Genomic DNA, 14719 nt, shown 5'->3' with positions numbered 1-14719 from the left:
GGAACGGTGACCGACGCCGAGTACGTCAGCATCTGGATGCGGCCGGAGCGCCCGGCCCGCGGGCCGAAACCGGCCTACAGCCGCGCGCAGATCACCGAGGCGGCGGTCCGGATCGCCGACGCCGAAGGGCTGGAGGCCGCCACCATGCGGCGGATCGCCGCCGAGATCGGCGCGGGCGCGATGTCGCTGTACCGGTACGTCCCGAGCCGCGACGACCTCCTCACGCTCATGGCCGACCGCCTGATGGGCGAGATCGACGTCACGGGCCTGCCGTCCGGTGACTGGCGCGCGGACCTGGCACGCTACGCCGACGAGCTGCGGGCGATGTGGCTGCGACACCCGTGGGTCGTCACCGTGCACCGCTCGCTGCCCGGCTTCGGCCCCAACCAGCTGCTCCTGATCGAACGGGTGATGGGAGCCCTCGACGCCCACGTCCCCATCGACGAGAACCTCGGCCTCATGGCCATCCTGAACGCCTACGTCGAGGGCGTCGTCCGCGACGAGGTGAGCTGGGCCGAGGAGGTCCGCCGCAGTGGGCTGAGCGAGTCGCAGTGGCTGGCGCGCAGTTCCCCGCACATTCGGCAGCTGCTGGAGAGCGGGGAGTATCCGATCTTCACCAAGATCGCGACGGAGGCGCGCCCGCCGCACCTGAACCGCGACGACCGGTTCCGGTACGGGCTGGAGCGCGTCCTCGACTGCATCGCCGCGGCCCTCCCCCCGCCCATCGCTTAAACATTTTGTTGAATTCATTATGTTGACAACGGGTTGTTTGCTGACGCATCCTGGTCGCATGCCCGCTTCTCACGACGGATCATCCGACCCCTTCACGCCCCCCGACCCGGGCCTGACCCGGGCGCACCGCGAGTACGCCTCCCTCTCGCGCATCGCCGAGCGGCACGCGGCCGACGAGGGCCGGCGTCTCCGGCAGGTCCACCCCACGGTCCTCGGCCCCCACGAGGCCGTCAGGCTCGTGACGTTCCTGCTGAGCGGCAGCGTCCGGCGCGAGGAGGACGAGCCGGAGGTGGACCACGCCGACATCACCGCCGCCCTCACCCTCCTGCCCCGGGCCCGCGCGGAGATGGACGAGCTGGAGGCGGCGCTCCTCCTCGTGGCGCGGGGCCGCGGCCTCACCTGGCAGGAGATCGCGTTCGGTCTCGGCCTCGCCACCCCCCAGGCCGCCAAGCAGCGCTACGAACGCCTGGCGGGCCGCACCACCGCCCGCTGACCCCGGAGCCGATCCCCGAGTCGGCCGGGGAGCCGGCTCAGGAGACCTCGCGCGGTGCGGCCCCGGTCTCCAGCAGCTCCTCGATCAGGTCGGCCGCGCGGACGGTACCACCCTCGCCCCGGACCTCGTCCCGGAGCTTCGCCAGCCGCGCCGCCACCTCCGGGTCCGAGGTGAGGTCGAGCAGGGCGGCGCGCAGCGCCTCGGGGGTGGCCTCCTCGGTGTCGATCCGGCGGCCGACCCCGAGTTCCACGAGCCTGTCGGCGTTGCCGAACTGGTCGGTGGCCTGCGGGACGGCGATCATCGGGACGCCGCAGTACAGGCCCTCCTGGGAGCCGCCCATGCCCGCGTGGGTGACGAACGCGTCGGCCTGCTCCAGGATCGACAGCTGCGACACCCAGGGGTGCACCTCGACGTTGGCGGGGATCACCCCGAGTTCCGCCCGGTCCACGAACCTCCCGACCTGGAGGACGACGTGCCAGCCGGGCAGGTCGCCGAAGGCCGCCAGGCAGGAGCGGTAGAAGTCCGGCAGGTTGGTGAAGGCCGAGCCCAGGGAGACGAGCAGCACCTTCTCCGCTCCCTCGGGGCGGGCCCAGGGCTCCTGGTGGGGGCGGGTGGCGAAGCAGGGCCCGGTGAAGGTGATCCGGGCGGGGTCGACCCGGTCGGCGTTGGGCTGCATGACCTTCGGGATGAGCGCCAGCGCCCGTGGCGGGCGGCCCCCGAAGTCGTCGGAGTCGATGCCGTGGATGCCGTTGCCGCGCAGCCACTCCTCGAACCGCCGGTAGTGCTCGGCCCCGCCCGGAGCCCTCCTCAGCTCCTCCAGCATCGGCGCCATGTCCTCCCGGTAGCCCTCCCAGCCCACGTAGGTCGGCGAGAGCTGCATCAGCGGGATGCCCCAGTTCTCCGCGAGCACCCGGGCGGTGTAGCCCCCGATGTCGTAGAGGAAGAGGTCGGGCCGGTCGTTCTCGTACGCGGCGCGGAGCTGCGGCAGCATCGAGATCGCGTCGTCGAGGAAGACGTCGAGCTGGGCGATCGTGTCCTCCGGCCACGCGGCGGAATCGCCCATGGGCAGGGTCGAGGTGTACGGGACGAACTCGGCCCCGGCACCTGTGACCACCTCGGCGAAGGAGGGGTCGTTGGCGTAGGTCACCCGGTGTCCCCGCGCCACCAGCTCCCTGATCACCTCGATGCTCGGGTTCACGTGGCCCGGCGCGGGGATGCTGACCATCGCGATGTGCGCACGTCGGGACATGGTTTCTCCTCTGTCTGATCTTTCGGGGCTCCAAGAGAAACGATACGTACCGTCTCGTTAGTGGATACAGCATCGCCCCTGTCACGCACGCCGTCAAGGCGAGACGTTCCGGCCCGTCTAGCGTGCGGGAGCCTACGGGGTCAGGTCAGACGAGAGCGCAGGGCACCCCGGCGCCGTTCCAGAGGTCACTCGGGGCCACCTCGGCGCCGGGCCAAGGCCGCCACGGGCCGCCCTGGCCGCCCTGGCCGCCACGGCCCGGCCCGGGACCGGAAACCCGGGGACGGGAAAGGCCCAGGAGCAGGAGGCACGGGGGCGGGAGTCTCGGGGGCGGGAGTCTCGGGGGCGGGAGGCCCGGAACGAGGAGGCCCTGGAACGGGGAGGCCCTGGAACGGGGAGGCTCAGGGCCAGGAGGAGTCCTGGTCGGGGTCGCCGCCCTCGGAGAGCAGCTTGACGTCCGACTCGACCATCATCGCCACCAGTTCCTCGAAGGTGACCGTGGGCTCCCAGCCGAGCTGGACGCGGGCCTTCTTCGGGTCGGCGCAGAGCAGGTCGACCTCCGCCGGACGGTGCAGGTTCTGGTCGGTGACCACGTACCGCTCCCAGTCGAGCCCGGCGGCGGCGAAGGCGGCCTCCACGAGGTCGCGGACGGTGTGGGTGCGGCCGGTGCCGATCACGTAGTCCTCCGGCGTGGCCGCCTGGAGCATCAGGTGCATCGCGCGGACGTAGTCCCCGGCGAACCCCCAGTCGCGGCGCGCCTCCATGTTGCCCAGGCGCAGCTCGGAGGCGAGGCCGAGCTTGATCCTGGCCACGCCGAGCGTCACCTTCCTGGTGACGAACTCGGCCCCCCGGCGCGGGGACTCGTGGTTGAACAGGATCCCCGACACCGCGTACATGCCGTACGACTCGCGGTAGTTCTGCGTCAGGAAGTGCCCGTACGCCTTGGCCACGCCGTACGGCGAGCGGGGGTGGAAGGGGGTGATCTCGGTCTGCGGGGTCTCGCGGACCTGGCCGAACATCTCCGAGGAGGAGGCCTGGTAGAAGCGGATCTGGTCCGACCCGGCCACCGTGCGCGAGGAGGAGATGCCGGAGCAGACCCGGATCGCCTCCAGCATGCGCAGCACGCCCATGCCGGTCACCTCGGCGGTGAGCTCGGCCTGCTCCCACGACATGGGGACGAACGAGATGGCGCCGAGGTTGTAGACCTCGTCGGGCTGGACCTTCTCGACGGCGGAGATCAGCGAGCCCTGGTCGAGCAGGTCGCCCCGGACGAGCTGGACGTCCTGGAGGAGCTTACGGAGCCGCGATACGCGCGGGTTGGCCTGCCCTCGGGCCAGTCCGGAGACCTCGTAGCCCTGACCGAGCAGGCACTCGGCCAGATAGGAACCGTCCTGCCCGGTGATACCGGTGATCAGCGCGCGCCTGGCCAACGCGTCCTCCTCGCTTGCGGGGGTGGCGACCTATGCCTGGTCTTGTGCCGTTTGATGGCGAATGTACCCGCACACCTCCCGGCAGGCATCATCACCCCGCCGCGCACCTAGAACGCGTTACACCGAATCACGCTCGGTAAGGCTAACTTCCCAGTTCGCACGCCGTGAAGCACGATCTAGGCACAATTCCACATCAGGTACAACAGAGCTCACGAATGGTAGGGTCCGAGGACTAAGGTCATCTTTCACGGTACCTGTCCCCTTTTCGGACAGGTTGAGAAGGGGGTTGCCGTGCCGGGTGCTGAATCACTGCGCGTCGCGCTGCTGTCGTACCGCAGCAAGCCGACCTGCGGTGGGCAGGGCGTCTACCTGCGTCATCTCAGTCGCGAGCTGGTCGCCCTCGGGCACAGCGTGGAGGTCTTCTCCGGCCAGCCCTACCCGGAGCTCGACGAGGGCGTCGTCCTCACCAAGATTCCCAGCCTGGATCTGTACCGCGACGAGGACCCCTTCCGCACCCCCGGGCTGCGCGAGTACCGCGACTGGATCGACCTGCTCGAGGTCGGCACCATGTGGACCGCCGGATTCCCCGAGCCGCTCACCTTCAGCCTGCGGGCCTACCGCGAGCTGAGGAAGCGCGTCGGCGACTTCGACGTCGTGCAGGACAACCAGACCCTCGGCTACGGCGTGCTCGGCATCCAGAAGCTGTTCCCGGTGGTCGGGACCATCCACCACCCGATCAGCGTGGACCGGCGCATCGAGCTGAAGGCCGCGACGCTGCGCAAGAAGATCCCGATGCGGCGCTGGTACGGCTTCGTCCGCATGCAGGCCAAGGTCGCGCCTCGGCTCAACCCGATCCTGACCGTCAGCGAGTCGTCCCTCGCCGACATCCACCGCGACTTCAACGTGCCCCAGAAGAACATGCGGCTCATCCCGCTGGGCGTCGACACCCGCTACTTCCACCCGCGCCCGGAGATGCCCAAGCGGCCCGGTTCCATCGTCGCGGTGGCCAGCGCCGACTCCCCGATGAAGGGCGTCGCGACGCTGCTGCGGGCGGTGGCGAAGCTCGCCACCGAGCGCGACGTCAACCTCACCGTGGTCAGCAAGCCCACCCCCGGCGGCCCGACCGAGAAGCTCGTCGCCGAGCTGGCGCTGCACGACCGGGTGAGGTTCGTCCACGGCATCTCCGACACCGAGCTGGGCGAGCTCATCGCCACCTCGGAGATCTCGGTCGTCCCCTCCCTGTACGAGGGCTTCTCGCTCCCGGCCGTCGAGCACATGGCCTGCGGCACCCCGCTGGTCGCCAGCCGCACCGGGGCGCTGCCCGAGGTCGTCGGCGACGCCGCCGTGCAGGTGGCCCCGGGCGACCCCGAGGAGCTGGCCGCGGTACTGCGCCGCCTGCACGACTCCCCCGAGGAGCGGGCGGCGGTGGGCAGGAAGGGCTACGACCGGGTGATGGAGCGCTTCACCTGGAACGTCGTCGCCAAGCGGACCGTGGAGGCCTACCACGAGGCCATCCAGGCCCGCCGCGCGACGTGAGCGACATCCCGAACGACCACTTGTGAAGAGGAGCGGCGAGTGCTGACTGTCGACTTCGACCGGCTGCCCGTGGGACCGGGGAACCGCGTCCTGGACCTGGGCTGTGGCGGCGGACGGCATGCTTTCGAGGTACTGCGGCGCGGTGCCGACGTGGTGGCCTTCGACATGGACGCCAGGGAGCTGGAGGGCGTGGCGAGCATGTTCGCCGCGATGGACAAGGCCGGGGAGGTGCCGCCCGAGGCGACGGCGGACACCGTGACGGGCGACGCGCTCGACATGCCGTTCGAGGACGGCAGCTTCGACCGGGTGATCGCGGCCGAGGTGCTGGAGCACATCCCCGACGACATGGCCGCGATGCGCGAGATCTTCCGGGTGCTCAAGCCGGGCGGTCAGGCGGCCGTCACCGTGCCGAGCTTCCTGCCGGAACGGATCTGCTGGGCGCTCGACGAGGCGTACCACACCGCTCCCGGCGGACACGTCCGCATCTACACGCTGGCCGAGCTGAGCGCGAAGCTCAAGTCGACGGGCTTCACCATCGGCCCGCACCACCACGCCCACGGCCTGCACGCGCCGTACTGGTGGATCAAGTGCGCGGTCGGCGTCGGCAACGACGACCACCCGCTGGCCAAGGCGTACCACGAGCTGCTGGTCTGGGACATCATGAAGCGTCCCGCCGCCACCAGGATCGCCGAGGCGGTACTCAACCCGCTCATCGGCAAGAGCGTGGTGCTCTACGTCCGGAAGCCTGCGTGAGCTCCGAGGGAGAAGCGGTGAGCGGCTCCACGGGGTGGGAAATGCAGTGGGAACAGGTCGTCCAGACCGCGCGGAGCATCGCGGCGGTGCAGGAGCCCGACGGCGGTGTCCCGTGGCCCGAGGGACACGTGGACGCCTGGAACCACATCGAGTGCCTGATGGCGATGAGCGTGGCGGGACTGACCGAGCCGGTCCGCCGGGGGTACGACTGGCTGGTCCGCACGCAGCGGGCCGACGGTTCCTGGCCGATGAAGCTGGTCGGGGGCGAGGCCGTCGAGCAGGGCGGGGAGTCCAACCACGCCGCGTACGTCGCGGTCGGCGTCTGGCACGAGCTGCTGGTGACCGGGGACGAGGACTTCGCCCGGCGGATGTGGCCGGTCGTCCGGGCCGCGCTGGACTTCGTGGTCGGCCTGCAGACCACCCGAGGTGAGATCGTCTGGGAGCGCGCGGCCGACGGCAGGCCCGCCGGGTACGCCCTGCTGACCGGCTGCGCCTCCGTCCACCAGGGCCTGCGCTGCGGCGTACTGCTCGGCGAGCACCTGGACGATCCGCAGCCCGACTGGGAACTCGCCGCCGACCAGCTCGGCCACGTGCTGGCCGCCCACCCCGAGGCGTTCGCCGACAAGAGCCGCTTCTCGATGGACTGGTACTACCCGATCCTGGGCGGCGCGGTGCGCGGCCCGGCCGCGGAGGCACGGCTGGCCGAGGAGTGGGACACGTTCGTGGAGCCCGACCTCGGCATCCGCTGCGTCTCCGACCAGCCGTGGGTGACCGGTGCCGAGACGTGCGAGCTGGTGCTCGCCCTCGACGCCCTGGGCGACCGGGAGCGGGCGTCGCGGCTCTTCTCGGACATGCAGCACCTGCGGCACGAGGACGGCTCGTACTGGACCGGCTGGCAGTTCGTGAACGAGAAGCACTTCCCGCACGAGCGCTCGGCCTACACCGCGGCCGCGGTCGTGCTCGCCGCCGACGCGCTGGCCGGGCACACCCCCGCCTCGGGCGTCTTCCGCGACGCGGGCACGCACGTGACCGACCGGCCCACCGCCGCCTGCGGCTGCAGCCACGCCCGCTCCAGAGGCTAGTTCCCTCCCCGCACTCCCCGTCGACCCGCCACGACTTCGACCTCGACCTCGACCTCGACCTCAGCACCGGCCACGACCACGGACACGACCTCAGCCACGGTCACGGTGAGGTCGCGCGGGGCGATGCGAATCCCGCACCGACGGGCCCGGCGGGGACTCCCGGCCCGCCCCTCGGCGGTTTCCCGCGCGGAATTCTTTGCACGGAATCGGAAACGCGGTGCTTGAAGGGCCGAGGGCGGCTCACTACGTTCGGGTCCGTGAGCAACGCGGAGGGCACTCGCACGGTGACTCAGGGCGACGGCGTCGTCCCTCCGTCCCGCCGCGAGCCCCCGAATCCTCCCGGCCCCTCGAACCCGGCGGAGCCCTCCAGCCCGCCCGAAGCCTCGAAGAACCCGCCCGAGCCCCCGAACCCGGCAGAGTCCCCGAACCCGGCAGAGTCCCCGAACCCGGCAGAGCCCCCGAACCCGGCAGAGCCCCCGCACCTCTCCGGACCCTCGAACCCGCTGGAGGCATCGGTCCCGTCATCCCCTCCGCCACCTCCGAGGTCCCTCACCCCGACCAGGCCGAGGGGCGTGGCCCGGCTGCTGTGGCAGGACCCCGCCCGAATGGGGTTCGGGGTGCGGCGGTTCCGGCTGGGGCCGGCGCGCGATCTCCTGGAGGGCACGGGAGAGGCGTTCGTCTCCGGCTTCAACGCGGTGGTCGCCGGGGAGACAGACCGGATCGACGACCTCCGCGAGGACCTGCGCGGTTTCGCGTACGAGGGCGCGGGCATGGCCTGCGCCACCCTCGACGTGCTCACCCTCACCGGCGGGCGCCGGCTCAGGGAGCTGCTGAGCGGGCAGGGCCTGCGCTACCCGCACCTCGTCCACCTGGGCACCGGCCGGGCGTACGCCCGCATGCGGCTGCGGCCGATGTGGGGGGTCCACTCGGTGCATCCGCTGCTGCGCTGGCTGGCCCACGACGGCTTCGGCTTCCACCAGGGTTTCCTCTCCTCCGACCGGACGGTGGGACGCCAGCGCACGGCCGGGCTGATGGACCGGACGCGACGGGCGATCTTCGACCAGGGGCTGGGCCGGATGCTCTGGTTCCACGAGTGCGCGGGGACGGACGACGTCGTGCTGCGCGTCGCCGAGTTCCCCGCGGGACGCCGCGCCGACCTGTGGAGCGGGGTGGGCCTCGCCGCCACGTACACCGGGGGCGCGAGCACCGCGGACCTGGGGCGGCTCTCCTCGGCCGCCGCCGAGGACGGCTTCCGCGCCCACCTCGCCCAGGGCGCGGCCCTCGCCTGCGCCGCCCGGCTGATCTCGGACGTCGTCCCCGGGCACACCGTCGCCGCCGCCCCCGTGCTGTGCGGGGCCGAGGTGGACGAGGCGGCGGGCTGGACCGACACCGCGCTCGCCGCGCTGGGCCACCACCCGCACAGCGACGACCACTACCAGGCCTGGCGGGCGGGGATCCGGAAGGCCTGGGCACGACGCGACCGCGATTCATGACACCCCTGACGCTTACGACCACTCATGACCACGATCCGGAGGGCGGTGGGAACGGTGCCGGGGGTTCGCAGGTACGCGGCGGGAGTCCTGGCCCTGGTGGCCGCGACCGCCGGGTGGAGGCTGACCGCCCTGCCGGACACCTCGGCCGTGGAGGCGTCCGCCGACTTCTCCTTCCACGCGAGACGGCTGGGCCCGCCCGCGGAGCCCGGTGACCGCGCCCTGCGGCCGGTCGCGCCGGGATACGCGAACCTCCGGAGCCGGGTGTCGTCGCTGGGCGCCGGGGTGGCCCTGTTCGACGTGGACGACGAGGTCGTCGCCGACGACCTGTGCCTGGTCGACCCCCGGCGCGACACGGTGACCGTCAGGCCCGCGCCGGGGACCTCCCGCCGCTACCGGCCGTTCACGCTGGTCCCCCCGGAGCGCGGGCGGCACGAGGCGCCCACCGGGTGCCTGCCCGCCGACCTCGACCAGGACGGCTGGGAGGACCTGGTCGTCTACTACTGGGGCCGCTCCCCCTCCCTGTTCCTGCGCGTGCCCGGGGCGCCCCCGTCCGGTGCGGCCTTCCGCCACCGCGCGCTGACCGGCGAACCGGAGATCTGGAACACCAGCGCCGCCACGGCCGGGGACTTCGACGGCGACGGCCGCCTCGACCTGGTCTTCGGCAACTACTTCCCCGACGACGTCAGGGTGCTGGGCGGCGGCGCCGACCTCGGCGACGCCGTGATGCCCGACTCGCTGTCCGCCGCCGCCAACGGGGGCGGCGACCGGCTCTACCGGGCGACGGGACCCGCGCTGTTCACCGAGGCCGAGGGGGTGTTCGACGAGATCGAAGGTGAGGGCGGGGGCTGGACCCTCGCCCTGGGCACCCAGGACCTGGACGGCGACGGGCGGCCCGAGCTGTACGTGGCCAACGACTTCGGCCCCGACCACCTGCTCGTCAACGAGTCGGTGCCCGGCAGGATCCGGTTCACCGAGGCCCGGGGCACCCCGCGCCTGGCGACTCCCCGCTCCCGGGTCCTCGGCCGCGACTCGTTCCAGGGGATGGGGGTGGCCTTCACCGACCTCAACGCCGACGGCAGGCCGGACATCCTGGTGAGCAACCTCACCGGCGACCACGCGCCGCACGAGAGCAACTTCGCCTTCGTGTCCCGGCCCGGCGGGCTCCACGAGGGTCACGCGCCCTACGACGACCTCGGCGAGGAGCTGGGGCTGAGCCGCAGCGGCTGGTCCTGGGACGTCAAGGCCGCCGACTTCGACAACGACGGCATCGACGAGATCATGCACGCGACCGGGTTCGTGAGGGGTGAGGTCGACCGGTGGGCGCAGCTGCGCGAGGCGGCGTCGGTCAACGACCTGCTCCTCTCCAGCCCCTCGCTGTGGCCGGACCTGCGGGCCGGGGACGACCTGTCGGGCCGTGACACCAACACCTTCTTCACCAGGGGTCCTGACGGCCGCTACGTGGACGTGGCGCGGCGGGCCGGGGTCAGCGGCGGCAGCGATGACGGCGTTGACGGCAACGGGGACGGCGGTGACGGCGGCACGGTCAGCCGGGCGTTCGCCGTGGGCGACGTCGACGACGACGGGCGGCTGGACTTCGCGGTCGCCAACCAGTGGTCCGCGTCGGTGCTCTACCGCAACCACGGCCCGACGGCCCCGTTCGTGGGCCTGCGGCTCCGCCTCCCCGCGGGTGCCTGCGGCACCGCCCCCGCCACACCCCCCGCGCCGACACGTACGGGACAGGCGCACCCCGGGCCGACGCACGCCGGAACGGTGAGCCCCGGGCTGACAGGCCCCGGACCGGCGAACCCCGAACCGACACGGCCAGGATCGGCACACCCCGCACAGGCGCGCCCCGGGCCGACGCGGCCCGCCATCGGAGCCGTCGCCACGGTGCGCCTGCCGGGCGGGGTGACGCGCAGCAGGCAGCTCTACCCCGCCAACGGCCACAACGGCGTCTCCGCGCCCGAGCTGCTGTTCGGCCTGGGCGACGACCTGCCGGGCGCCACCGTCCCCGTCGAGATCTCCTGGAGGGACACCTGCGGCGGCGCCCGTACCGCGGCGCTGCCCCTGGAGCCCGGCTGGCACCGGATCCTGCTCGCCGACGGCCGCGCCTCGGAGATCCGGCGGCGATGAACGCCGCCCCGGGACGAGACGACCGGAAGCCGCACGACCGAAACCGGGACGACCGGAACCGGGACGACCCGAAGCGGGACGACCGGAACCGGGACGAGGCGTTCCGGCGGCTGGCGGAGTCCCTCACCCTGATCACCGTGCTCGGGCACACCGTGCTCGGGTTCGAGCAGTCCTGCCTGGCACCGGTGGTCGGCGTGCTCACCGGCGTGGCCGCCGAGTTCACCCTGGAGACCGTGGAGGCGTGGTCGCGGCGGCGCCCGCCCCGCTACCTCGGGGTCCCCCGCGCCCGGGTCGCCGCCTTCTTCCTGCCCTCCTACGTCTGCGGCCTGCTCTGCGCGATGCTGCTGTACGGCAACGGGCACCTGATGCCGGTCGCGCTGGCCGTCCTCGTCGGCGTCGGCGGCACGTACGTCTTCCGCGTGACGGCACCACAGGCACTACAGGCACCAGCGGCACCACCGGCACCGCGGACGCCGCGGGTCCCGAAGGCGCGGGAGACGCCGGAGACGGTGAGAGAGGCCGGCGGGGCGGGGCGGAGCGCCGAGGACGCGCCGGGCAGGCCGTTCCTGAACCCGGCGGCCTTCGGGATCGTCACCGTGCTGCTGCTGTTCCCGTGGGTCGGCCTCGCCCCGGCGTACCAGTTCACCGCGTGGGTCTCGGGTCCGTTCGACCTGGTCGTGCCGCTGGCCGTGCTGGCCTGGGGGACGGCGGTGAACGCCAGGCTCGCGGGGAGGCTGCCGCTGGTCCTCGGCTGGGTCGGCGGGTTCGTCCTGCAGGCGCTGGTCAGGGGAGGGCTGACCGACATGTCGACGGTCGGCGCCCTGCTGCCGATGACCGGGACGGCCTTCGCCCTCCACACCGGATACATGATCGTCGATCCCGCCACGTCCCCGGCGAAGCCGCGTGACCAGGTCGTGTTCGGCCTGGCCACGGCGGCGGCCTACGGGCTGCTGGTGCAGCTCCACGTGGTCTCCGGGCTGTTCCTCGCCCTGGTGGCCGTCGGTGCGGGCCGGGGCCTCCGGGCGGCCCTTCGGGCCCGGTCCGGCCCGCCCGGTGCCGGCGGACCGGCGGCGGGCGGGCCGTGCGAGGAGCTCAGCCGATACCGGGACCGACCCGTTCGAGCACCCGCAGCGAGCCCTCCTGCCGGACCTCCTTGAACGCGCCGGAGGCGAGGACCCGCTGGTAGACGCGGTACGGAGCCTGCCCGCCCTTGGCCGGGTCGGGGTAGATGTCGTGGAAGACCAGGGCACCGCCCGGCATGACGTGCGGCGCCCACCCCTCGTAGTCCTTGGTCACCGGGTCCTCGGAGTGGCCGCCGTCGATGAAGAGCATCGCGAGCGGGGTGTTCCACAGCGCGGCGACGCGCTCGGACCTGCCGACGATCGCGACGACCTCGTCCTCCAGGCCGGCGGAGGCGATGGTGGTACGGAACGTGGGCAGCGAGTCCATCTTGCCGAAGCGGAGGTCCATCAGCGTGGGGTCGTGGTGGGCCCAGCCCGGCTGGATCTCCTCGGAGCCCCGGTGGTGGTCGACGGTGAAGACGACGGACCCGGCCTGCCGGGCCCCCGCCCCGAGGTAGACGGCGGACTTCCCGCAGTAACTGCCGATCTCGCAGATCGGGCCGCGCGGCCCGTACTCGGCGGCGGTCTCGAACAGCGCGATTCCCTCCTGGTGCGGCATGAATCCCTTGGCGCGCTGGGCGACGTACAGCAGGTCGGCCGGCATGGTGGCGATGCTCATCGCAGCAGACTACCGAGACCGAACAACATTCCGAATGCCCTTGCCCACCCTTGTGGAACGTGTTCTACTTTGCACCGTGAACCAGCGCGCCCGCATCGTGATGTCCGACGACGAGGTGACGGCTTTCGTCGGCGAGTCGCGGAAGCTGCAACTCGGCACGATCAACCCGGACGGGACACCGCACATGGTGACCATGTTCTACGGGCTGACCGAGGGCAGGATCTCGTTCTGGACCTACGGCAAGGCGCAGAAGACACTCAACATCCAGCGCGACGCCCGGGTGAGCTGCCTGATCGAGGCCGGAGACGAATACTCCGACCTGCGCGGCGTCCTGGTCTACGGGGTCGCGCGGAGGATCGACGACCCCGAGGGCATCCTCGGCGTCGGCATGAACGTGGCCAGACGGATGGCCGGGATGCCCGACGCGGAGGAGTTACTTACCGAATACGTGGCCTACACCGGCCGGAAAAGGGTCGCCTTCGTGGTCGAGCCGAGTCGAGTGATCTCCTGGGATCACCGTAAGCTCGCCATTCCCGGTTAGGAGGCCCGTATGAAGATCAACGTCGACTATCTGGTCTGTGAGGCCAATGCGGTCTGCATGGGACTCGCCCCAGAGGTCTTCGAGCTCGACGACGACGACCAGCTGCACCTGCTGCTGCCTGAGCCGCCGCCGGAGATGATGGACCGCGTCCGGCACGCGGTCCGGTCCTGTCCCAAAGCCGCCCTCTCCCTTGAGGAGAACTAGGAGGACCCCCCATGCGTGGTGCGCTTCTGCATGCCGTCGGCGACGACAAGCTCGACATCCGCGACGACTTCACCCTCACGCCGGTAGGCCCGACGGATGTCCGCGTCAAGATCAGGGCCACCGGCGTCTGCCACTCGGACCTGTCGGTGATCAGCGGCGTGCTGCCCATGCCGCTGCCGATCATCCCCGGCCACGAGGGCTCGGGTGAGGTCGTCGAGGTCGGCGACCACGTGACCTCGGTGCGGCCTGGCGACCACGTCATCATCAACTGGACCCCCGCCTGCGGCAGCTGCGCGAACTGCCTGGTGAACCAGCCGTTCCTGTGCATGACGTACGTGATGGACAGCTTCGTCAACGCCCGCTTCCGCTACGGCGGCGACACCCCGGCGTTCGGCATGGCCGGGTGCGGCACCTGGTCCGAGGAGATCGTGGTGCCCTGGCAGGGCGCGATCAAGGTCGATCCCGACGTGCCGTTCGAGGTGGCGGCCCTGATCGGCTGCGGGATCACCACCGGCGTCGGCGCGGCGCTGAACACGGCCAAGGTGCGGGCGGGCTCGACCGTCGCCGTGGTCGGCGCGGGCGGCATCGGCCTGTCGGTGATCCAGGGTGCCCGCATCTCCGGCGCCACCACGATCCTCGCGATCGACCCCCTGGAGTCCAAGCACGCCCTCGCCAAGAAGGTCGGCGCGACCCACGCCATCACCCCGGACCAGCTCATGGACGCGGTCGGCACGCTCACCGGCGGCGCCGGGTTCGACTACGGCTTCGAGGCCGTCGGCAAGTCCGCCGCCATCATGACGGCCTGGCAGGCGACCCGCCGGGGCGGCGACACGATCGTGGTGGGCGCGGGCGCCGTGGACGACAACGTCCCGCTGAGCGCCTTCAGCCTGCTGTTCGAGGGCAAGAACATCCTCAGCTCGCTGTACGGCGGCTCGGACGTCCGCCGCGACTTCCCGTTCCTCGCCGGGCTCTACAAGGCGGGCAAGCTCGACCTGGAGAGCATGATCAGCTCTCGCATCAAGCTGGCCGACCTCAACGACGCCGTGGCGGCGCTCAGGGGCGGCGAGGTGCTTCGCCAGGTCGTCGTCCTGGACTGAGGCACGCCCGATCCGAGCCTCGGCCGGGCCACCGGGCCGCCCACCTGAGCGGGGCGGCCCGGTGGCCCGGCCGTTTTCACCGCGCTGTTCACCGCGTGGTTCACCGCGCGCCTCAGCCTGCGATCCTCACTCCGAGGATGCCTTCGGTCCGGAGATTCAGTCCGAGGAGAAGGCGGCGTCGAAGGCCGCGGTGGGCGGGGTGATGGCGTTGAGCTTGCGGATGATGGCCAGCGCGTCGG

The 14719-nt window shown here is 71.8% G+C and carries 14 protein-coding genes; 11 read left to right on the top strand and 3 right to left on the bottom strand.

What is annotated here, in order from left to right:
* Positions 1-6 precede the first annotated feature (6 nt).
* Complete coding sequence (locus ACFFRH_RS38140; RefSeq protein WP_344749418.1) at positions 7-732, top strand: TetR/AcrR family transcriptional regulator; 726 nt, start codon at positions 7-9, stop codon at positions 730-732.
* Between the two features lie 58 nt (positions 733-790).
* Positions 791-1225, top strand: a complete 435-nt coding sequence (locus tag ACFFRH_RS38135) for a DNA-binding protein (protein WP_344749417.1) — start codon at positions 791-793, stop codon at positions 1223-1225.
* Between the two features lie 37 nt (positions 1226-1262).
* On the opposite strand, the gene ACFFRH_RS38130 is transcribed toward ACFFRH_RS38135, so the two are convergent.
* Both ACFFRH_RS38130 and ACFFRH_RS38125 read right to left on the bottom strand, forming a co-directional pair.
* Positions 1263-2474 (bottom strand): macrolide family glycosyltransferase, encoded by a 1212-nt coding sequence (locus ACFFRH_RS38130; RefSeq protein ID WP_386162384.1) that lies wholly within the window; start codon positions 2472-2474, stop codon positions 1263-1265.
* Positions 2475-2872: 398 nt separating this feature from the next.
* Positions 2873-3901, bottom strand: coding sequence for a GDP-mannose 4,6-dehydratase (locus ACFFRH_RS38125; protein WP_386162382.1), 1029 nt, complete (start codon positions 3899-3901; stop codon positions 2873-2875).
* Between the two features lie 291 nt (positions 3902-4192).
* On the opposite strand from ACFFRH_RS38125, the gene ACFFRH_RS38120 reads away from it, so the two are divergent.
* The 6 genes from ACFFRH_RS38120 to ACFFRH_RS38095 all read left to right on the top strand — a co-directional run bounded on the left by ACFFRH_RS38120 (position 4193) and on the right by ACFFRH_RS38095 (position 12055).
* Positions 4193-5437, top strand: a complete 1245-nt coding sequence (locus ACFFRH_RS38120; protein ID WP_386162380.1) for a glycosyltransferase family 4 protein — start codon at positions 4193-4195, stop codon at positions 5435-5437.
* 39 nt (positions 5438-5476) lie between these two features.
* Positions 5477-6190, top strand: a complete 714-nt coding sequence (locus ACFFRH_RS38115) for a class I SAM-dependent methyltransferase (RefSeq protein ID WP_386162378.1) — start codon at positions 5477-5479, stop codon at positions 6188-6190.
* A 41-nt stretch (positions 6191-6231) separates the two neighbouring features.
* Positions 6232-7272 (top strand): prenyltransferase, encoded by a 1041-nt coding sequence (locus tag ACFFRH_RS38110; protein ID WP_386162429.1) that lies wholly within the window; start codon positions 6232-6234, stop codon positions 7270-7272.
* 572 nt (positions 7273-7844) lie between these two features.
* Complete coding sequence (locus ACFFRH_RS38105) at positions 7845-8765, top strand: DUF1702 family protein (protein WP_386162376.1); 921 nt, start codon at positions 7845-7847, stop codon at positions 8763-8765.
* Positions 8766-8789: 24 nt separating this feature from the next.
* Positions 8790-10898, top strand: a complete 2109-nt coding sequence (locus ACFFRH_RS38100; protein WP_386162375.1) for a CRTAC1 family protein — start codon at positions 8790-8792, stop codon at positions 10896-10898.
* Positions 10895-12055 carry an enediyne biosynthesis protein UnbU gene (locus ACFFRH_RS38095; RefSeq protein ID WP_386162373.1) on the top strand — a complete coding sequence of 387 codons (1161 nt, stop codon included), beginning with the start codon at positions 10895-10897 and terminating at the stop codon, positions 12053-12055. The genes ACFFRH_RS38100 and ACFFRH_RS38095 overlap by 4 nt, the downstream gene beginning before the upstream one ends.
* Here the strand turns inward: ACFFRH_RS38095 and ACFFRH_RS38090 are convergent.
* On the bottom strand, positions 11991-12638 hold the full coding sequence (locus ACFFRH_RS38090) for a class I SAM-dependent methyltransferase (RefSeq protein WP_386162372.1): 648 nt from the start codon (positions 12636-12638) through the stop codon (positions 11991-11993). The genes ACFFRH_RS38095 and ACFFRH_RS38090 overlap by 65 nt on opposite strands.
* Positions 12639-12714: 76 nt before the next feature.
* Here ACFFRH_RS38090 and ACFFRH_RS38085 point away from each other — a divergent pair, with 76 nt between their 5' ends.
* The 3 genes from ACFFRH_RS38085 to ACFFRH_RS38075 are packed head-to-tail and all read left to right on the top strand — an operon-like array spanning position 12715 to position 14480.
* Positions 12715-13179 carry a pyridoxamine 5'-phosphate oxidase family protein gene (locus ACFFRH_RS38085; protein ID WP_386162370.1) on the top strand — a complete coding sequence of 155 codons (465 nt, stop codon included), beginning with the start codon at positions 12715-12717 and terminating at the stop codon, positions 13177-13179.
* 9 nt (positions 13180-13188) lie between these two features.
* On the top strand, positions 13189-13383 hold the full coding sequence (locus tag ACFFRH_RS38080) for a ferredoxin (RefSeq protein WP_362872678.1): 195 nt from the start codon (positions 13189-13191) through the stop codon (positions 13381-13383).
* A gap of 11 nt (positions 13384-13394) precedes the next feature.
* On the top strand, positions 13395-14480 hold the full coding sequence (locus ACFFRH_RS38075) for an alcohol dehydrogenase catalytic domain-containing protein (protein ID WP_386162369.1): 1086 nt from the start codon (positions 13395-13397) through the stop codon (positions 14478-14480).
* Positions 14481-14719 lie beyond the last annotated feature (239 nt).

Source organism: Streptosporangium vulgare (genome assembly GCF_042428775.1).
Classification (GTDB): domain Bacteria; phylum Actinomycetota; class Actinomycetes; order Streptosporangiales; family Streptosporangiaceae; genus Streptosporangium; species Streptosporangium vulgare.
This window is presented reverse-complemented; position numbering and strand designations above follow the sequence as displayed.

What these genes read in the sequence shown, in the direction of transcription:
- ACFFRH_RS38110 (WP_386162429.1), top strand. Translation starts at nt 6,232, where the DNA reads ATGCAGTGGGAACAGGTCGTCCAGACCGCGCGGAGCATCGCGGCGGTG.
- ACFFRH_RS38080 (WP_362872678.1), top strand. Translation starts at nt 13,189, where the DNA reads ATGAAGATCAACGTCGACTATCTGGTCTGTGAGGCCAATGCGGTCTGC.
- ACFFRH_RS38100 (WP_386162375.1), top strand. Translation starts at nt 8,790, where the DNA reads ATGACCACGATCCGGAGGGCGGTGGGAACGGTGCCGGGGGTTCGCAGG.
- ACFFRH_RS38095 (WP_386162373.1), top strand. Translation starts at nt 10,895, where the DNA reads ATGAACGCCGCCCCGGGACGAGACGACCGGAAGCCGCACGACCGAAAC.
- ACFFRH_RS38130 (WP_386162384.1), bottom strand. Translation starts at nt 2,474, where the DNA reads ATGTCCCGACGTGCGCACATCGCGATGGTCAGCATCCCCGCGCCGGGC.
- ACFFRH_RS38090 (WP_386162372.1), bottom strand. Translation starts at nt 12,638, where the DNA reads ATGAGCATCGCCACCATGCCGGCCGACCTGCTGTACGTCGCCCAGCGC.
- ACFFRH_RS38135 (WP_344749417.1), top strand. Translation starts at nt 791, where the DNA reads ATGCCCGCTTCTCACGACGGATCATCCGACCCCTTCACGCCCCCCGAC.
- ACFFRH_RS38075 (WP_386162369.1), top strand. Translation starts at nt 13,395, where the DNA reads ATGCGTGGTGCGCTTCTGCATGCCGTCGGCGACGACAAGCTCGACATC.